The organism is Achromobacter semiaridum (assembly GCF_053543755.1).
In genome coordinates this window covers 89,439-108,297 of record NZ_JBLVOL010000038.1, presented here as the reverse complement: position 1 = coordinate 108,297, position 18,859 = coordinate 89,439, and the positions used below count along the sequence as shown (strand labels likewise).

Sequence of the window (18,859 nt, the reverse complement as noted above, 5' to 3'; positions counted from 1 at the left end):
GCCACCGCCGCACTGGCCGACAAGGCCGCCGCCCTGGCCGAAGCCGCCGCCGCCGGCGAACGCGTCGCCCAGACCCTGCGCGGCTTGTATTCCCCCGCCAAGATCGTCGAAGCCGTGCGCGCCGCCATCGAACAACCGTTTGACGAGGGCCTGCGCACCGAACGCGCCTTGTTCCTGCAATGCCTGGACAGCCCGCAACGCGCCGGCCTGGTGCACGCCTTTTTTGCCGAACGCGAAACCACCAAAATCCCCGAGCTGAAGGATGCCAGGCCGCGCCGCCTGGACAAGATCGGCGTGGTGGGCGGTGGCACGATGGGCGCAGGCATTGCCGTGTCGGTGCTGGACGCGGGGCTGCCCGTGGTCATGGTCGAGCAGGACGAAGCCGCGCTGGAACGTGGCCGCGCCCGCGTGGCGCAGGTCTACGACCGGCTGCTGAAAAATGGCCGCATCAGCGCGCAGGAACGCGAAGCGCGGCTGGCGCGGCTGACCGGCGCCACCACCTACGATGCGCTGGGCGACGCCGACCTGATCATCGAGGCCGTGTTCGAGGACATGGACGTCAAGCTGGCCGTGTTCGCGCAGCTGGACCGCGTGGCCAAAACCGGCGCGGTGCTGGCCACAAACACGTCTTACCTGGATATCAACCGCATCGCCGCGACCACGCGCGGCCCCGCCAACGTGCTGGGCCTGCACTTCTTTTCGCCGGCCAACATCATGAAGCTGCTGGAAATCGTGGTGGGCGAACAAACCGCGCCCGACACGGTGGCCACCGGCTTTGAACTGGCGCGCCGCCTGCGTAAGACGCCCGTGCGCGCGGGCGTGTGCGACGGCTTCATCGGCAACCGCATCCTGGCCGTGTACCGCCAGGCTGCCGACATGATGATGGAAGACGGCGCATCGCCGTATGACATCGACGCCGCCGCGCGTGAATTCGGCTACCCGATGGGCCCGTATCAAATGGCGGACCTGGCGGGCGGCGACATCGGCTGGGCCACGCGCAAGCGCCGCGCCGCCACCCGAGACCCGGCGCTGCGCTATGTGCGCATTCCCGACCGCCTGTGCGAGCGCGGCTGGTTCGGCCAGAAGACGGGCCGGGGCTTTTACCAATATCCCGACGGCGCGCGCGTGGGCACGCCCGACCCCGAGGTGCTGGCCATCATCGATGAAGAACGCCGCCGCGCCGGCGTTACGCCACGCGCCTTTACCCACGAGGACATTCTGCGCCGGTATCTGGCGGCCATGGTCAACGAGGCGGCCAACGTGCTGCACGAAGGCATCGCGCTGCGCCCCTCGGATGTGGACGTGGTGTTCCTGTCCGGCTACGGCTTTCCGCGCCATCGCGGCGGCCCGATGCACTACGCCGACAGCGTGGGCGCGGCGCAGGTGCTGGCCGACATCCGCGCCTTTGCCAAGGAAGACCCGGCCTTCTGGAAACCGTCGCCGTTGCTGGTGCGCCTGGCCGAATCCGGCGGCACCTTCGCCAGCTTGAACCAAGGCGCTTGAACGCGCGCCCCCCACTTTTCTTTGGAATCCTTATGCGCGAAGCCGTCATCGTCTCCACCGCCCGCACCCCCATTACCAAGGCGGGGCGCGGCGAATTCAACCAGATTGCCGGGCCCACGCTGGCCGCGCACGCGGTGCGAGCCGCCGTTGATCGCGCGGGCATCGACCCCGCGCTGATCGAAGACGCCTTCATCGGCTGCGGCTATCCGGAAGGCACCACCGGCCGCAACATCGGCCGCCAAGCCGTCATCCGCGCCGGCCTGCCGGTCAGCGTGGGCGGCGCCACCATCAACCGCTATTGCGCGTCGGGCCTGCAAGCCATTGCGTCGGCCGCCGGCCGCATCGTGATGGACGGCGCGCCGGCCGTGATCGCGGGCGGCGTGGAACTGGTGTCCCAGATTCGCACGCGCGATGACGGCGTCAGCGGCATGGACCCGTGGATCCTGGCCAACAAGCCCGAGCTTTACCTGCCCATGATCGAAACGGCCGACATCGTGGCCGCGCGCTACGGCATCAGCCGCGAAGCGCAGGACCGCTTTGCCGCGCAAAGCCAGGCGCGCACCGAAGCCGCGCAGGCCGCCGGCCGCTATCGCGAAGAAATCATCGCCGTCACCACCACCATGTCCGTCACCGACCGCGCCACCGGCGTGGTGAGCGAACGCGAAGTCACGGTGGATAAGGACACCTGCAACCGCCCCGGCACCACCTACGAAGCGCTGGCAGGCCTTGCGCCCGTGCGCGGCGAAGGCCAGTTCGTTACGGCCGGCAACGCGTCGCAGCTGTCCGACGGCGCCGCCGCCTGCGTGCTGATGGAAGCGGCCGAGGCGCAGCGCGCCGGCATCCGCCCGCTGGGCGCGTTCCGGGGCCTGGCCATTGCCGGCTGCGAGCCGGACGAAATGGGCATCGGCCCGGTCTACGCCGTGCCCAAGCTGCTGGCGCGCCACGGCTTGAAGGTCGACGACATCGACCTGTGGGAACTGAACGAGGCGTTTGCGTCGCAAGCGCTGTATTGCCAGGAAAAGCTGGGTATCCCCATGGACCGCCTGAACGTGGACGGCGGCTCCATCGCGCTGGGCCACCCGTTTGGCGTCACCGGTGCGCGCCTGGCCGGCCATGTACTGATCGAAGGTCGCCGCCGTGGCGCCCGCTACGCCGTGGTCACCATGTGCATCGGCGGCGGCATGGGCGCGGCCGGCCTGTTTGAAATCTATGCTTGATTTAGCCTGAGGACCGTCATGGACTTGGAATTCACCCCCGAAGAAAACGCCTTTCGCGATGAGGTGCGCGCGTTCCTGGCGGCCAAGCTGCCGCGCCGCCTGTCCGACAAGGTCAACCTGGGCAAGCTGCTGACCAAGGACGACATGGTCCAGTGGCACGCCATCCTGAACGAACAAGGCTGGCTTGCCACGCACTGGCCCGTGGAATACGGCGGCACCGGCTGGAGCGCCACGCATAAGTACATCTTTGACAACGAATGCGCGCTGGCCGCCGCGCCGCGCATCGTGCCCTTCGGCCTGAGCATGCTGGGGCCCGTGCTGATCAAGTACGGCAACGACGCGCAGCGCCAGTACTGGCTGCCCCGCATCCTGGACGGCAGCGACTGGTGGTGCCAGGGCTATTCGGAACCCGGCGCGGGCTCCGACCTGGCCTCGGTCAAGACCACGGCGGTGCGCGACGGCGACCACTACATCGTCAACGGGCAAAAGACGTGGACCACACTGGGCCAGTACGCCAACATGATCTTCTGCCTGGTGCGCACATCGCAGGAAGGCCGGCGCCAGGAAGGCATCAGCTTTTTGCTGATCGACATGAACAGCCCCGGCATTGAAGTGCGCCCCATCATCACGCTGGACGGCGAACACGAAGTCAACGAGGTGTTCTTCTCGGACGTGCGCGTGCCGGTGGCAAACCTGGTGGGCGAAGAGAACCGTGGCTGGACCTGCGCCAAGTACCTGCTGACTTACGAACGCACCAACATCGCCGGCGTGGGCCAGTCCACCGCCGCGCTGGAACGCTTGAAGGCGGTGGCCGCCAAGCAGAAAAAGAACGGCCGCCCCTTGGCCGAAGACCCCGACTTTGCCGCGCGGCTGGCGCGCGTGGAAATTGAATTGGCCAACATGCGCACCACCAACCTGCGCGTGGTGGCGGCGGTGGCGGGCGGCGGCGCGCCGGGTGCTGAAAGCTCCATGCTGAAGATACGCGGCACGCAGATCCGCCAGGAAATCACGGCGTTGAACCGCCGCGCGATGGGCCCGTACGCGCGCCCCTTCGTGCCCGAAGCGCTGCACGACGGCTATGACGCCGAACCCATCGGCCCCGAGGGCGCCGACAGCGCCGCCGCGCAGTACTTCAACAACCGCAAGCTGTCGATCTTCGGCGGCTCCAATGAAATTCAAAAGAACATCATTTCAAAGATGATCCTGGGACTGTAAGGGCCGGCCATGAACTTTGAACACACCGAAGACCGGCGCATGCTTTCCGACATGCTGCGCCGCTTTGTCACCGAGCAGTACGACTTTGCGACCCGCGAACGCAACGCCCAATCGCCCCAGGGGTATAGCGAACAATTCTGGCGCCGCTACGCCGAGCTGGGCGCGATCGGCGCGTTGTTCACCGAAGCCGATGGCGGGCTGGGCGGCGCGGGGTTCGATATCTCCGTCGTCTTCGAGGCGCTGGGGCGCGGACTGGTGGTCGAGCCCTTTCTGGACGCCTTGATGGTGGGCAGCGCCATTGCCGCCGCCGGCACGCCCGCCCAGCGCGAAGCCCTGGACGGCCTGATCGCGGGCGGCATCACGGCGGCGCTGGCGCAGGCCGAACCGGACTCCGGCTACGAACTGTCGCGCGTCAGCACGCGCGCCGAACGCTTGGGTGACGGCTGGGTGCTGAACGGCGCCAAGGCCGTCGTCACGGCGGGCGAACATGCCGACCTGTTCCTGGTGTCGGCGCGCACGTCGGGCGCGGACGACGACGAAGCGGGCATCAGCCTGTTCCTGGTCAGCGCGGGCACGCCCGGCGTGGGCGTGCGCGGCTATGGCTTGATCGACGGCGGACGCGCGGCCGAAGTCACGCTGGACAACGTCAAGCTGGGCCCCGATGCGCTGCTGGGCGACGTGGATGCGGGCCATGCGCTGCTGGAACGCGCCGTGGGGCGCGGCATCCTGGCGCTGTGCGCCGAAGCCGTGGGCGCGATGGACTGCGCCCGCGACGCCACCTTGGAATACTTGCGCACGCGCCGCCAGTTCGGCACACCCATCGGCAGCTTCCAGGCCTTGCAGCACCGCATGGCGGATGTCTTGCTGGAGATTGAACAGGCGCGCTCGGCCGTCATCAACGCCGCCGCCGCGCTGGACCACCCGGACCGGGCCACGCGTGAACGCGCGCTGTCCGCCGCCAAGTTCACCATCGGCCGCATCGGCACGCTGGTGGCCGAAGAAAGCATCCAGCTGCATGGCGGCATCGGCATGACCTGGGAATTGCCGCTGGCCCACTACGCCAAGCGCCTGGTCATGATCGACCACCAACTGGGTGACGAAGACCACCACCTGCGCCGCTACATCGCGCTGGCGCAGGCGTGAACGGAGGTCGGCACACCATGACGCAGGCCCACGCCGCCCCGCCCTTGTCGCCACCATTCTCGGCGCCGTTCCCCGTGCGCAGCGCCGCCGACGTACAGCGCCTGCAAGCGCGGCCGCTGGCCGAAACGCTGACGGTGCAGAGCACCTACGAGATCTTCCGCAACTCGGCCGCGGCCTTCGGCGACAAGACCGCGCTGACCTTCCTGCGGTCCGCCGACCCGGACGACGAGGCCATCCGCTGGAGCTACCGCGAGTTGTTGGCCGGCATCCACCAGACGGCCAACCTGCTGCACGACCTGGGCGTGCGCGCGGATGACGCCGTGGCGGTCATGCTGCCCGGCTGCCTGGAATACCATCTGGCGCTGTGGGGCGGCGAAGCGGCCGGCATCGTCCAGCCGCTGAACCCGATGCTGACCGAAGACAAGCTGGCGTCCCTGATGACGACGGCGCGCGCCAAGGTGCTGATCGCCTATGGCGCCGAGGCCGAATGCCAGATGTGGACCAAGGCCCTGCGCCTGCGCGACCGCGTACCGACCTTGCAGACGATCCTGCGCGTGGCGCCCCACACCGAAGCGCTGTCCGACCGGCCCGCCTTGCCCGATTACGCGCTGGACTTCAACGCCAACCGGTCCGCGCAACCCGCCAGCCGCCTGCTTAGCGAACGCGTGATTCGCGCCAGCGACGTGGCGGCCTATTTCCACACGGGTGGCACCACCGGCGCGCCCAAGCTGGCCATCCACACCCACGCCAACCAGGTCTTTACCGCCTGGGCGGCCGTGCAGTTGCAGAACGCCGGGCCGACGGACGTGGTCATCAACGGCTATCCGCTGTTTCACGTAGCGGGCGTGTTGCCGGCGTCGCTGGCGGCCTTGTCCGCGGGCGTGGAAACCGTCATCCCCACGCCCATGCTGCTGCGCAACCGCGAGGTGCTGCGCAACTACTGGCGGCTGGTGGAAAAGCACCGCGCGACCTCGTTGCAAGGCGTGCCGACGATACTGGCGGCCTTGGCCGACGTGCCGCTGGCGGGCGCCGATATTTCATCGCTGCGCTATTGCCGCACGGGCGCCGCCCCCTTGCCGGCCGAACTGGCCGCGCGCTTCAAGCGGCTGTTCGGCTTGCAAGTGAACGAAAGCCTGGGCATGACGGAGATGGCCGGCATATCGTCCATCACCCCGCCCGGGTCGGTGTTTCCGGTCAATTGCGTGGGTTACCCGCTGCCTTACGTGCAGGTGCGCATCGTGGGGCTGGACGTGCCCTCGGGCCAGGCCGCGCGCGACCTGCCGCCCGGCACGCCCGGCATGGTGCTGTTCAAGGCGCCCAACGTGATCCCCGGCTTTCTGGACCCGGAAGACACCGCCCGCGCCTTCACGGAAGACGGCTGGCTGATCAGCGGCGACGTCGGCTTCATGGACGACGAAGGCCGGCTGCACCTGCAAGGCCGCGCCAAGGACCTGATCATCCGGGGCGGCCACAACATCGATCCAAAAACCATCGAGGACGCCCTGGCCACGCACCCCGGCGTGCACCTGTGCGCGGCGGTGGGCGCGCCGGACGCTTACGCCGGCGAGCTGCCCGTGGCCTTCGTCACGCTGATGGAGGGCGCGCAGGTCACAGAGGCCGAACTGGTCGCCTACGCCGCCGCCCATGTGGATGAAGGCCCGGCGCGGCCCAAGCGCGTGATCGTGCTGGACGCCATGCCCATGACCAATGTGGGAAAGATCTACAAACCCGATTTGCGCCGCCTGGCCACTGCCGTTTCGGTAGAGGCCGTGGTGGCGCGCACCCTGCAAGCGGCCGGCCTGACGGAAGACAGCAAGATCTTCCGCGTGCTGGCCGATGCACAACCGGACGTCGCCGTCCAGGCGGACGCCGACGCGCCCGCGCCGCTGAAGGAGCAGCTGCGCGAGGCGTTGGCGCGATTGCCGGTGAAGGTGGCCTTGCGCGACTGAACCGACGCCGCCCCCCGCCCTTTCAGCGACAGCCGACGACCGACCACAACACGACCACACATCACAACAACACCACAGGAGACAACCCCATGCCGAAGATGCCTTTGCGCCGCGCCTGCCTGGGCGCATTGCTGCTTGCCGCCGTTGGCGCCGCCGTGCCGCTGGCCGCCAGCGCGCAAGCCGCTTTTCCCACCAAGCCCATCACCCTGATCGTGCCGTTCCCCGCGGGCGGCTCCACCGACCGGCACCTGCGCATCGTGGCGCAGGACGCCTCGAAATACCTGGGGCAACCCGTCATCGTGGAAAACCGCCCCGGCGCGGGCGGCACGCTGGGCACGGCCACCATGGCGCGCACCGCCAAGCCCGACGGCTACACGATCGCGCTGTACACGCTGGCAATGCTGCGCATGCCCTACATGCAGAAAAGCAGCTGGGACCCGATCAACGATTTCAGCTTCATCATCGGCTTGTCGGGCTACACGTTCGGCTTCACGGTGCGCTCGGATTCGCCGTACAAGACGTTCAACGAGTACATCGAGGCCGCCCGCAAGGCGCCCGGCACCATCGACTACGGCTCCACGGGCATTGGCTCGTCGCCGCATCTGCTGATTGAAGAAATCGCCATCAACGCCAAGGTGAAGCTGAACCACGTGCCGTTCAAGGGCAACGCCGACATGCAGCAAGCGCTGCTGGGCGGCCACGTCATGGCGCAAAGCGACGCCACGGGCTGGGACCAGTTTGTGGACTCGGGCAAGATGCGGCTGCTGGTGACCTTTGGCGAAAAGCGCACCACGCGCTGGCCCGACGTGCCCACGGCGCAAGAGCTGGGCTACAAGGTCGTGTCCACGTCGCCGTATGGTTTGGCCGGCCCCAAGGGCATGGACGCGGCCGTGGTCAAGACGCTGCATGACGCCTTCAAGAAAGCGCTGTTCGACCAGGCCAGCATGGAAGTGATGAAGCAACTGAACCAGCAACCCGCCTACCGCAACAGCGAAGACTACAAGGCCTGGGCGCAGGCGACGTATGTGAAGGAAAAGGGGTTGATCGAGTACCTGGGGCTGATGGCCAAGGATTGATGCCGGGAGCTGCGCGCGCGGGCATGGACGCGGCGCGAGCATAGCGGACAGGCAGGACAGGCAGGCAGATTGGCGGATAAACCACCTTGTATCCGCAATTTGTATGCAAAAAATGTTTGTCTTTCCTGTCCGGCTTTTTGATAGACTGGCTGCCCGATGATTTTGCCCCTGCGGCCGCCGCAGCCGCGCCCCATGACCCAGGAAGTTTCCACAGATCCCAGCGCCGACGATATCGCCCGCGAAGTTTCCGCCGCCATCGTGGCGCACAAGCTTCCGCCCGGCACCCGGCTGCGCGAAGAGGCGCTGGCGCGGGTCTACAAGGTCAGTCGCACCAAAATTCGCGCGGCCCTGCTGATGCTGTCCAAGGACAAGCTGATCAACATCGTTCCCGACAAAGGCGCGTTCGTCAGCAAGCCCGACGCCAACGAAGCGCGCGAGGTCTACGCCGTGCGCCGCATCCTGGAAGCCGCGCTGGCCAAGGAATTCGTGGCGCGCGCCACGGCCGCCGACTACCGCCGCATAGACGCCCACCTAGCCGAAGAACGCGCGGCGCTTGAAGCCGGCGACGTGCAAAAGCGCAACCATTTGCTGGGCCATTTCCACATTCTGCTGGCCGAAGCCGTGGGCAACTCGGTGCTGACCGGCATGCTGCGCGAACTGTCGGCGCGCAGTGCCGTGATTACCGTGCTGTACCAAAGTTCGCACGACGCCAGTTGCTCGTCGCAAGAGCACCACGCCTTTATCGAGGCGGCGCGCGCGGGCAATACCGAACGCGCCTGCGCGCTGATGGACGAGCATCTGGAACACGTGCAGACGGCGCTGAACTTCACCGACGACAGCCAGGGCGGCAGCGATCTGGTGACGGCGTTGCTTAGCTAAAGCCTGTTTCCAAGGCCGTCTCCGAGCTACGCCGCCCGCTTAGTTCGGCACGGCGGTTCAGCCTTCGAACTGGTGGTAGACCTTGGCGATGACCTTCCAGCCGCCATCGATCTTGATCAACGTCAGAAAGTCGTTGTAATCCGCGCCGATCGCGTCCTTCTCCATATCAACACGCACCACGGCCGTGGTCGGCGTGATTGCCAGCACGTCCAGGCGCGTGGCGATGTCAGGCGCCCGACCATTCCTCTTCACAAAATCGAACAGGTTGCCGATGGGGCCACCCAGCAGCGCACCGTTGGTGAATCCGTACATCACGGCGTCGGGATGAAAGGCTTGAGCAACGCCTTCGGCGCTGCCAAGACGCAGGCCATCGACGTATTTCTGCGCGACTGCGATAACGGCATCGTAGTCTTGGGTCGCGACGGGTTTGAGGTTCTTGCTCATGATGTTGTCCTTGGAGTCGGGGTGCGGAAAGCAGGTAAAGGAAGGGAAGGAACGACGGAAGGGAAGGAACGACGGAAGGGAAGGAACGACGGTCGGCTCAATACGAACCGTTGGGCCAATCGATGTAGCCCTTCGCGCCGCCGCCGTAATACGATTCGCGCGGCGCGACCGTCAGCGCCGCGCCACGACGCAGGCGCTCGACCAGGTCCGGATTGCCGATAAACAGCCGACCGAAAGCCACGGCACCGATCTTTCCCTGTGCGCGCCGCTTGATGGCCATTTCCAGGTCATAGTTGTTATTGCCGATGAAAGGTCCGTCAAAGAGTCCGCTCAGCGCGTCCAGATCCACACCGGCGGGCACCTCCCGCGACGTGGCGGTCGCGCCTTCGACAACATGCAGATAGGCCAGGCCAAATCGGTTCAGTTGCTTGATCAAATACCCGTACATCGCCATCACGTTGCTGTCGGGCGGCGTGTTGCCCGCATCCGGCGTCACTGGCGATAGCCGGATGCCGACCTTGTCGCTACCCCAGATGTCGACGACGGCCTCGGTGACTTCCAGCGTCAGGCGCGCTCGGTTTTCGATCGAGCCGCCGTAACGATCGGTGCGATGGTTTGTGGAGTCGCGCAGGAACTGATCCAGCAGATAGCTATTGGCGGCGTGGACTTCCACCCCGTCGAAACCGGCACGTAGAGCATTCATCGCCGCGATCTTGTATTGCTGGATGATCCCGGCGATTTCCTCGGTTTCCAGTGCGCGGGGCATGGAAACCGGTACAAAGCCGTCGACCGTATACGTGTTGCCTTCCGCCGCAATGGCCGAGGGCGCGACAGGGGCTTGGCCATCGGGTTGCAACTGCGCACTGGAAAAGCGACCCACATGCCAAAGCTGGCTGACGATCGTGCCGCCAGCGGCGTGCACCGCATCGGTGACTTTCTTCCAGCCCGCTACCTGTTCGTCGCTCCATATGCCGGGCGTCGCGGCATAGCCGCGGCCTTGGGCTGAAATATTCGTCGCCTCGCCAATGATCAGTCCGGCTCCTGCGCGTTGCGCGTAGTAGGTGGCGTGCAATTCGTTCGGGACGCCGTCCTCGCCGTAGCGGCTGCGGGTGACAGGCGCCATAACGATCCGGTTGCTCAGTTCAATCGCCCCAAAGCGTGCGGGGGAAAACAAATCGGTGCGCGTGCTGTTATCAGTCATGGGGCATAGGTCATCAGTCATCAGTCATAAGTCGTCGGATGTGGGTGGGGAAAATAGTTGACCAGTCGTCTACAAGGCAGCCAAAAAAAACTACCCGACCAGACGTTGGGTAGTGGCGAAAGCGGTATCGAAAGGCGTGGTGGCTTTGTTCAGCTTGGCAAGAAGCGACGCGCCAAGCCAAAGCTCGTAAAGGGACTGGGCCAGAGCCTCGGCCGGCACGGCTGACGTGATCGAGCCATCGTCCTGCCCTAGCCGCACACAGCGTGAGATCCGTTCAATGATCGCGTCTGTCCCGCGTTGAAGGACGATGCGCATGTCCTCGGAAAGGTCGCACATCTCGGGGCCTAACTTGACCACCAGGCATTTATCGTCCGGCAGGTCCGTGCCTTGCGTGTCAGCCCAGTATTTGAAGTAGCCCAGCAATCGCTCCGCGCCGGAGCCATCCGCTGCCAGCAGGCGGTCCACCGTCCGCAGATAGTCGGCAAAGTACTCGTCCAACAACGCCTGGCCGAATTCCCCCTTCGACTTGAAGTAGTAGTAGAACGAACCTTTTGGCACCCCCGCCGCCGCCACTACCTCGGCCAGGCCGACGGCGGTGTAGCCCTTTTGGGTCATCAGGGCTCGGGTCACATCAAGAATGTGCTGGCGCGTCTCTGCTGCTGGTTTTTTCATGTTGCGAGTGTACAGAAAAAACCGACCAGTCGTCTAGGTTGGTGTAACGACCGCGCGGCGTACGGGGTCGTCAGGTCAGTTAGCGCGAAGCGGCACCGTCATTCGAACGCCTTTTTCTTCCACAGCTCCCATGGCCGGCCCATCACGCCGGCCATCATCTCGTCGGCCATTGAGGCTTCGGCGTCCGACAAAAAGGTGATTTCACCGTTCAGCCCGATAGCCTTCTGCTGAAGCGAAGCGTTCATTTCGGTATAGACGGCGCGATAGACGGCCACTGGCAGGCCGTTGCCCACGGTGACAAAGCCGTGCCCTCGCATCAGCGCTACGTGGCTTTGTTTCAGCGAACTGGCGAGCTCTCGACCGTGGTCGCGATTGCGTACCAGCATGTCGGTATCGCCGAAGCAACAGCGGATGTCAAAGACCGGCGCGCCTGCGCCCAGAAAACCGGCCATATGGTAAATCGGCCGCAACCGCACGTTGGAACCCGCAAAGGGAATGACTGAGGGGGAATGGCTGTGCACCACCGCCTGCACGTCGGGCCGCGCGCGATAGATTTCGCCGTGTATATACCGTTCCAAGTATGGCTTGCGCGTGTCAGCGCCAACGGGCTCGGAGTCCTCGTTGAACTCCATGATGTCGTCGGCCGTCACCAATTCGGGAGCAAGCGAGCGCGACAACAGGAAATGTCCCGGGTTGTCGGGATGACGCACGCTGACATGTCCGAACCCATCCAGAACGCCGAAACGGGCCAGGATGCGGTTGGCTACGACCAAGTCTTCGATGAGGGCATTGATGGGCGATTTGTCGTTCATAAGGGCTCCTTTGATTGCCGGGATCCGACTATTGGTCGAGCGAAATGTTGGCCTTCCTTGCCACGGCTCCATACAGTTCGATATCCGAGTCCAGCTGCCGCGCCATGGCCGCGCCCCCCGTTTCCGAGGTTTCGTAGTAGCGCTCGTGGAACTCCTTGCGCACCGCCGGATCTGCCATGGTGGCGACGACGGCATTCTGGAATTTTTCCTTCACGGCCGCAGGCAGACCCTGGGGGGCGAACAAGCCGAACCACACGGAGATGTCCAGGTCGCCGAAAGGCGCGGACTCGGCGATGGCGGGCACGTCAGGAAGGAACGAGGCCCGGTTTTTAGAGGCCACGGCGATCAGCCTTAACTTGCCCGCTTGGGCGTGCGGCGCCAGATTCGGGATGGTGCTCATCAGGATAGGCACCTGGTTGCCCAGGCCATCGTTGATCGCCGGGGCGCAACCCTTGTAGGGTACGTGCACCAAATCCAGCTGCGCCATCCGTTTGAACGACTCTCCAGCGAAATGCTGAGGCGTGCCGTTGCCACATGACGAGTAGCTCAGCTTGGTACTGTTCTGCCGGATATAACTAACCAGTTCCGGTACGTTGTTCGCGGCGATTGCCGGGTTCACGCCCAAGGCGACCGGTGCCGAAACCAGCAAGGAAATCGGTGCAAGGTTCCTTTTTACATCCGGCGTGCCGCGCATCGTCAGGGCCGCGTTGATGGTAAGCGTGCTGTTCGTCAGCAAGAAGGTATAGCCGTCGGGCGTGCCTCGCGCGACCTGGTTGGCACCGATGTTGCCCGATGCGCCCGGCTTGTTGTCCACGATCACCGTCTGCCCTCCCAGATGGGCTGGCAGCTTGGCGGCGATTAACCGCGCCACGACATCGGCACCTCCGCCCGCCGCGAATGGCACCACTACCGTGATCGGCCGGTTGGGATAGGAGTCATCCGCCCTGGCCGTCGCAAAACCTAGCATCAAAAAACAAGAACTGAGCGCGCACAAGCGCCTGACGAGCGTTGGATGTCGCACGTTTTGTCTCCGTTATGAGTTTTTATGTGCCGCTATTGTCGGCAGCCGGGCATGGCGTTTCCAATGAAATTATCTTATTAGCCATGCCATTTTTTGTATGGCTTGAGCTCGCTTCGACCACCATCGAACCGAACTCCCGGTCGCCATATAGCCATATGCGCGCGGGTTTATGTTCAAAGGCCACGCCGTGGGCGCGGATCCCCCGGGCTCGCATCACTCCAACAATTGCCCCATCCGTTCCTGCAACCAAACCTCGGTCGCGCTTAGCGTCGCCCCTTGGAGCCACGGCGCGCGCACCGACAGCATCGGCAATGACAAGCCCGCGCACGGCACCCGGGCCAGCGTGCGGCGAAAGCTCTCGTATTCCGCGATGTTCAGCGGCAGGATCGCCCAGCCCAGCTCGTCCGCCACCATGCCGGCGATGCTGTAGAAGCTGTCCGTGCGCCACACCGTGGGGCTCAGCAGCACCTCTTCCACGCCTTCCATCTGCATCACCAGCTGCCGATAGCGCGCCAGATCGTTGCGCGTGACTTCGGCCAGTTGGGTCAGCGGATGCCCCGACGCCACGAACACCGCCTGCGCCACATTGCCCAGGTAGCGGTGCGCGAACGCGCTGCCCGGGTCGCCCCGATCAAAGTGGAACGCGATGCTGGCGCGGCCTTGCTGCACGTAGTCGGCCACCTCGGTGGCGGTGCCGTTCAGCTGCGTCAATTCCAGGGCGGGAAAACGGTCCGCCACTTCGACCACCAGCGCGCCCAGCACCTGATACGGCAGCGCTTCATCCAAGGCGATCGACAGGCGCGCGTCCTGCCCGGCGGCAAATGACAAGGCCCGCTGGTCCAGCCCGCTTGCCTGGCGCAGCAGTTCGCGCGCTTCTTGCAGCATGACTTCGCCGGCGGGTGTCAGCGTCGCGTTGCGGCGCGAGCGGTCGAACAATTCCACGCCCAGGTCGGCCTCCAGCAGGCCCACCGATGTGCTGATGGCGGACTGTGCCCGCCCCAGCCCGCGCGCCGCCGCCGAGAAAGAGCCGGCGTCCGCCGCCGCGACGAAATGCCGAAGTTGGTCCAGGGTCCATTGCATGAGGCGCCTCCTTAATTCATCTATTTTATAGATGGAATCAAACTTTTTTCGGCAAATAAACAGATAGATAATGCCCGCCTTGCGCTGGAAAGCCGCCTTTGTGGCGCAACAATCCCAGCGTGGATTCAAAGGAGTAGAACTATGCAGCGGACTCATTCGAACGCTGTCGCCACGGCCGATCCGCGCCGTTGGCTGGTGCTGGGCATTGTGTCCATCGCCTTGTTGTTGATCGTGGTGGACATGACGGTGCTGTACACCGCCCTGCCCCGGCTGACGCACGAGCTGGGCGTCACCGCGTCCGAAAAATTGTGGATCGTGAACGTGTATGGCCTGGTGGTGTCGGGCCTGCTGCTGGGCATGGGCACGCTGGGCGACCGGCTGGGCCATAAGCGGCTGTTCATGATGGGGCTGGGTGTGTTCGGCGTGGCCTCGCTGGCGGCGGCGTATTCGCCGGCCGCCGCCCCGCTGATCGCCGCCCGCGTGCTGCTGGCCGTGGGCGCCGCCATGATGATGCCCGCCACGCTGTCCATCATCCGGCTGACTTTCGCCCAAGAGCGCGAGCGCGCCGTGGCCATCGGCATCTGGGCGTCGGTGGCCTCGGGCGGCGCGGCGCTGGGCCCGGTGGTGGGTGGCGTGCTGCTGGAGCATTTCTGGTGGGGATCGGTGTTTCTGATCAACGTGCCGATTGTGCTGCTGGCCCTGCCGCTGGCCTGGCGGCTGATTCCGGCCAGCCGCCCCGCCACCGCGCGGCCGTGGGACCTGACCGGGTCGCTGCAAGTCATGGCTGGCTTGATCCTGTGCGCCTATGCGTTGAAGGAACTGGGACGCGCGTCCACGTCGTGGCTGCATGCGGGCCTGGCCTGCGTGGCCGGGGTCGCCATGCTGACGGTGTTCGTGCGCCGCCAGCGCCGCCGGCCTTATCCGCTGATTGACTTCGCCATCTTCCGCAACGCCACCTTCAGCTCGGGCGTCGCCGCCGCGCTGTTCGCCGGCGCCGCGCTGCTGGGCTTGGAACTGGTGTTCAGCCAGCGCTTGCAGCTGGTGCTGGGCATGTCGCCTATCCAGGCCGCGCTGTTCATCCTGCCGCTGCCGTTGGCCGCCTTTGTGGCCGGCCCCGTGGCGGGATGGCTGCTGGCCTACATGCGCGGACCGCGATTGATGTTCCTGTCGCTGGTCATTTCAGCGGCGGGCATGGGCGCTTACCTGCTGTGCTATGACGGCGCCGTGCTGCCGCAGATGATCAGCCTTAGCGTGCTGGGCCTGGGCATCGGCGCGACGATGACGGCGGCGTCCAGCTCCATCATGCAAAGCGCCACGCCGGAACGCGCCGGCATGGCGGCCTCGATCGAGGAAGTGTCGTACGAGCTGGGCGGTGCGTTGGGCGTGACGCTGATGGGGTCCATCCTGTCCGGCGTGTACGCCAACACGCTGGACGTGCCGCCCGCGTTGGCGGCGGCGCCCGCGCTGCGCGACAGCCTGGACGAAGCGTTGATCGTGGCCGAAGGCCTGCCCACCGACCTGGCAGCCACGCTGACCGAGTTGGCCCGGACGGCGTTCGACACCGGCTACGCCGCTGTCATCGCCACCGCCACCGTCATGCTGGTGGCCACCGCCGCGTTCGTGTTGCTGAACCGGTCGCGGCGGCAGGCGGCGGCGGCTTAGCGCTTAACGTTCAGCGCGTACGAAACGCGTTGTCCATGTCGGCGATCAGGTCTTCTTCGTGCTCCAGCCCGATTGAGATCCGGATCAGCCCTTCCGACACGCCCGCCGCCTCGCGTTCGGCGGCCGGCACCCCGGAATGGGTGGTGGACGCGGGATGGCACACCAGCGATTCCGTACCGCCCAGGCTCACGGCCGACTTGAACAGATGCAACGCGTTGATGAAGCGAAAGGCGCGCTCGCGGCCCCCGTCCAGCACGAACGCAAACGTCGAGCCCGGCCCCGTGCACTGGCGCTTGTAGACCTCTTGATACGTGCGATCCGCAATCATCTCGGGATGAAAAAGCGTGACCTTTTCGTAGGGGTTGCCGGCCAGCCATTGCGCCACCTTGGTTGCCGTGCGCGCGGCCTGCTTCATGCGCAGCACCACCGTTTCCATGGACCGCGTGATCATCCAGCACGAATGCGGGTCCAGTTGCGAACCGAACGCGCTGCGTATCGCGCGCACCTTCTTGATCAGCTCCTTGGTGCCCGTTACCGCTCCCGCCACCAGATCGCTGTGCCCGCCCACGTATTTGGTCAGCGAATACACGCACAGGTCCACGCCATGCTCGGCCGGCTTTTGGAAGATGGGCCCCAGCAGCGTGTTGTCGCACACCGAAACCGGGCGATAACCGTGGCGCGTTTCGAAGGCGTCCAGCTCGTTCTTCATGCCTTCGAAGTCGATCAGCGCGTTGGTGGGGTTGGCGGGCGTTTCCACGTAGAAGACGCGCACCGGGCCCTTGGCCGCGGCCGCCTCAAGCGCGGCGCGCATATGCTTGGGCGACAACCCGTCCTGGATGGGATGCGAGCCGATTCCCCACTCCGGAAAGATCTTGGCGATCAAGGTTTCGGTGCCGCCGTACAGCGGCAGCGATTGCACCAATTGATCGCCGGGGCGCAGAAACGCCATCAGCACGGCGCTGATCGCGGCCATGCCGCTGGCCGTCACGGCCGCCGCCTCGGAACCGTCCAGCAAAGCCAGCCGGTCTTCCACGATTTCCAGGTTGGGATGGTTGAAGCGGCTGTAGACCAGCCCGGCGGATTCGCCCTGCGGCAGGGGCTTGCGGCCCGACACCAGGTCGAAAAACGCAGCGCCGTCCTCGGCGGACCGGAACGCAAAGGTGGACGTCAGGAATACCGGCGGCTTGACCGCCCCTTCGGACAGGAAGGGGTCGTAGCCGTACGACATCATCTGCGTTTCCGCGTGCAGCGGGCGGCCAAAGATATCTTTCTTGTGATACGTCGAATACGTCATGGTGTGCCTCTTTCTTCGGGGTTCCAGCCGACCGGGCAGGCGCGTTTCGCATGCTGCGACGATAGCGCCAGCCGCCTCGGGATGTCTTGCAGTATGAGCGCGGCCGCCGCCAACAATCTTTCCATTTCTATCGCCACACCACGATAATGAGAAACTTTGTTTCCCATTCATACCCATCCATGAAAGACACTGCCTTGTTACATCAACTTGACGCGATCGATTGGAAAATCATGAAAATCCTTCAAGAAGATGGCCGGCTCAGCAACGCCGAGCTGGCCGAGCGCGTGTCGCTATCGGCCTCGCCCTGCTGGAAGCGGTTGAAGCGGCTGGAGGCCTCGGGGGTCATTCGCGGCTACCAGGCCATTCTGGATCGCCGGGCGCTGGGCATGGGCGTGGTGGCCTTCGTCAGCATCTCGCTGGAAAACCATACCGAGAAGCTGTGCCATGCCTTTGAAGCCGCCGTGGCCGCCATGCCGGAAGTGCTGGCGTGCCACAACACCACGGGGCAGCACGACTACCTGCTGCATATCGTGGCGCAGGACTTCGACGCCTATTCGGAATTTGTGCGCAATCGCCTGCGCACCCTGCCCGGCGTGAAGGAATTGCTAAGTACGTTGTCGATGCATGAAGTGAAGTCGTCAACCAAACTTCACCTGTAGCGGCGCCTAGGCGGACGCTTGCATCTGCCCGGGAACGACGCGGTTGCGGCCGTCGCGCTTGGCTTGGTACAGGCCGCGATCGGCCACCTGAATCAGGTCGGTGCAGGGTTGGTCCGCCACCGGAATGGCGGTGGCCGTGCCGATGCTGACGGTCAGCCAGGGGCCCGAGCCCGTGTTCTTCTGCGGGATCTGCATGGCCTCGACCGCGCGCCGCAGCTTCTCGGCCGCCAGCCGTGCGCTGCCCGCCGGCGAGCCCGGCAGCACCAGCGCAAATTCTTCTCCGCCAAAGCGCGCGGCCAGGTCGGTGGACCGGTCGCAGCTGGCGAAGATGGTGTTGGCCACCCGCTTCAGTGCCTCGTCGCCCGCGATGTGGCCGTACGTGTCGTTGTAGGCCTTGAAGTAATCCACGTCGATCATCAGCATGCTGATCTCGCGTTGGTCGCGTCGCGCGCGCTGCCATTCCGCGTTCAGGTATTCATCAAAATACCGGCGGTTGCCCAAGCCCGTCAGCCCGTCGGAATTGGTCAGGCGGCGCAACTCCATATTGCTTTCCAGCAGCTGCTGCTGGCTTTGGCGCAGCGCCTGGTAGGCCTCGTCGCGCTGCACCAGCGCCAGGTACGAACGCGAGTGATAGCGAATGCGCGCCACCAGTTCGATAGAGTCCGGCAGCTTGACCAGGTAATCGTTGGCCCCGGCCGAGAACGCGGCGCTTTTGATGGCGGGGTCTTCCTTGGTGGACAGCACGATGATGGGAATGTCGCGCGTCACCGGATGGTTGCGGTATTCCTTGACCAGGCTCAGCCCGTCCACGCCCGGCAGCACCAGATCTTGCAGGATGACGGTGGGCCGCGTCTGGATGGCCACCGTCAGCGCCTTGTAGGGGTCCGAGCAATAGTGGAAATCAATGTTTCCCTCGGTGGCCAGCGCCCGCCGGATCGCTTCCCCGACCATCACCTGATCGTCCACCAGCAGCACCATGGCCGCGTGCGCGTTCAAGTCGGCCGAGGCTGCGTTGTCTAAAGGTGGGTGCAT

Annotated in this window: 17 protein-coding genes; 9 read left to right on the top strand and 8 right to left on the bottom strand. The window is 65.1% G+C overall.

Going from position 1 to position 18,859, the window contains the following annotated elements; all coding sequences use genetic code 11:
- From ACNPP0_RS12245 to ACNPP0_RS12215, 7 genes are all read left to right on the top strand, one after another.
- Positions 1–1,503, top strand: a 1,503-nt coding sequence (locus ACNPP0_RS12245; RefSeq protein ID WP_448706031.1) for a 3-hydroxyacyl-CoA dehydrogenase, incomplete at its 5' end; no start/stop codon positions are given.
- A 32-nt stretch (positions 1,504–1,535) separates the two neighbouring features.
- Positions 1,536–2,720, top strand: coding sequence for an acetyl-CoA C-acyltransferase (locus tag ACNPP0_RS12240; RefSeq protein ID WP_332607822.1), 1,185 nt, complete (start codon positions 1,536–1,538; stop codon positions 2,718–2,720).
- A gap of 18 nt (positions 2,721–2,738) precedes the next feature.
- The gene (locus ACNPP0_RS12235) at positions 2,739–3,935 is read left to right on the top strand and encodes an acyl-CoA dehydrogenase family protein (protein WP_448706030.1); all 1,197 of its coding nucleotides are present in this window, start codon (positions 2,739–2,741) and stop codon (positions 3,933–3,935) included.
- A gap of 9 nt (positions 3,936–3,944) precedes the next feature.
- Entirely contained in the window at positions 3,945–5,078 is a 1,134-nt protein-coding gene (locus tag ACNPP0_RS12230; protein ID WP_332607820.1) for an acyl-CoA dehydrogenase family protein, read from the top strand.
- Positions 5,079–5,095: 17 nt separating this feature from the next.
- On the top strand, positions 5,096–7,027 hold the full coding sequence (locus ACNPP0_RS12225) for an acyl-CoA synthetase (protein WP_448706029.1): 1,932 nt from the start codon (positions 5,096–5,098) through the stop codon (positions 7,025–7,027).
- A gap of 89 nt (positions 7,028–7,116) precedes the next feature.
- Positions 7,117–8,103: a tripartite tricarboxylate transporter substrate binding protein gene (locus ACNPP0_RS12220; RefSeq protein ID WP_448706028.1), complete on the top strand. Its 987-nt coding sequence runs from the start codon at positions 7,117–7,119 to the stop codon at positions 8,101–8,103.
- A 192-nt stretch (positions 8,104–8,295) separates the two neighbouring features.
- On the top strand, positions 8,296–8,982 hold the full coding sequence (locus tag ACNPP0_RS12215) for a GntR family transcriptional regulator (RefSeq protein ID WP_332607817.1): 687 nt from the start codon (positions 8,296–8,298) through the stop codon (positions 8,980–8,982).
- Between the two features lie 57 nt (positions 8,983–9,039).
- On the opposite strand, the gene ACNPP0_RS12210 is transcribed toward ACNPP0_RS12215, so the two are convergent.
- The 6 genes from ACNPP0_RS12210 to ACNPP0_RS12185 form a co-directional block, all read right to left on the bottom strand.
- On the bottom strand, positions 9,040–9,426 hold the full coding sequence (locus ACNPP0_RS12210; RefSeq protein WP_448706027.1) for a nuclear transport factor 2 family protein: 387 nt from the start codon (positions 9,424–9,426) through the stop codon (positions 9,040–9,042).
- Positions 9,427–9,523: 97 nt separating this feature from the next.
- Positions 9,524–10,627, bottom strand: a complete 1,104-nt coding sequence (locus ACNPP0_RS12205) for an alkene reductase (protein ID WP_448706026.1) — start codon at positions 10,625–10,627, stop codon at positions 9,524–9,526.
- Positions 10,628–10,717: 90 nt separating this feature from the next.
- Complete coding sequence (locus tag ACNPP0_RS12200) at positions 10,718–11,299, bottom strand: TetR/AcrR family transcriptional regulator (RefSeq protein WP_319300736.1); 582 nt, start codon at positions 11,297–11,299, stop codon at positions 10,718–10,720.
- 98 nt (positions 11,300–11,397) lie between these two features.
- Positions 11,398–12,111: a class II aldolase/adducin family protein gene (locus ACNPP0_RS12195; RefSeq protein ID WP_332607814.1), complete on the bottom strand. Its 714-nt coding sequence runs from the start codon at positions 12,109–12,111 to the stop codon at positions 11,398–11,400.
- Between the two features lie 28 nt (positions 12,112–12,139).
- On the bottom strand, positions 12,140–13,132 hold the full coding sequence (locus ACNPP0_RS12190; protein ID WP_448706025.1) for a tripartite tricarboxylate transporter substrate binding protein: 993 nt from the start codon (positions 13,130–13,132) through the stop codon (positions 12,140–12,142).
- Between the two features lie 213 nt (positions 13,133–13,345).
- The gene (locus tag ACNPP0_RS12185; RefSeq protein WP_448706024.1) at positions 13,346–14,212 is read right to left on the bottom strand and encodes a LysR family transcriptional regulator; all 867 of its coding nucleotides are present in this window, start codon (positions 14,210–14,212) and stop codon (positions 13,346–13,348) included.
- A 141-nt stretch (positions 14,213–14,353) separates the two neighbouring features.
- Between ACNPP0_RS12185 and ACNPP0_RS12180 the strand changes: the two genes are divergently transcribed.
- On the top strand, positions 14,354–15,874 hold the full coding sequence (locus ACNPP0_RS12180; protein ID WP_448706023.1) for an MFS transporter: 1,521 nt from the start codon (positions 14,354–14,356) through the stop codon (positions 15,872–15,874).
- Positions 15,875–15,884: 10 nt separating this feature from the next.
- Here ACNPP0_RS12180 and ACNPP0_RS12175 read toward each other — a convergent pair whose 3' ends face one another.
- Positions 15,885–17,168, bottom strand: coding sequence for a cystathionine gamma-synthase family protein (locus ACNPP0_RS12175; RefSeq protein ID WP_448706022.1), 1,284 nt, complete (start codon positions 17,166–17,168; stop codon positions 15,885–15,887).
- Positions 17,169–17,347: 179 nt separating this feature from the next.
- On the opposite strand from ACNPP0_RS12175, the gene ACNPP0_RS12170 reads away from it, so the two are divergent.
- Positions 17,348–17,827, top strand: a complete 480-nt coding sequence (locus ACNPP0_RS12170) for an Lrp/AsnC family transcriptional regulator (protein WP_332607807.1) — start codon at positions 17,348–17,350, stop codon at positions 17,825–17,827.
- Positions 17,828–17,833: 6 nt separating this feature from the next.
- Here ACNPP0_RS12170 and ACNPP0_RS12165 read toward each other — a convergent pair whose 3' ends face one another.
- Positions 17,834–18,859, bottom strand: coding sequence for a diguanylate cyclase (locus ACNPP0_RS12165; RefSeq protein WP_332607806.1), 1,026 nt, complete (start codon positions 18,857–18,859; stop codon positions 17,834–17,836).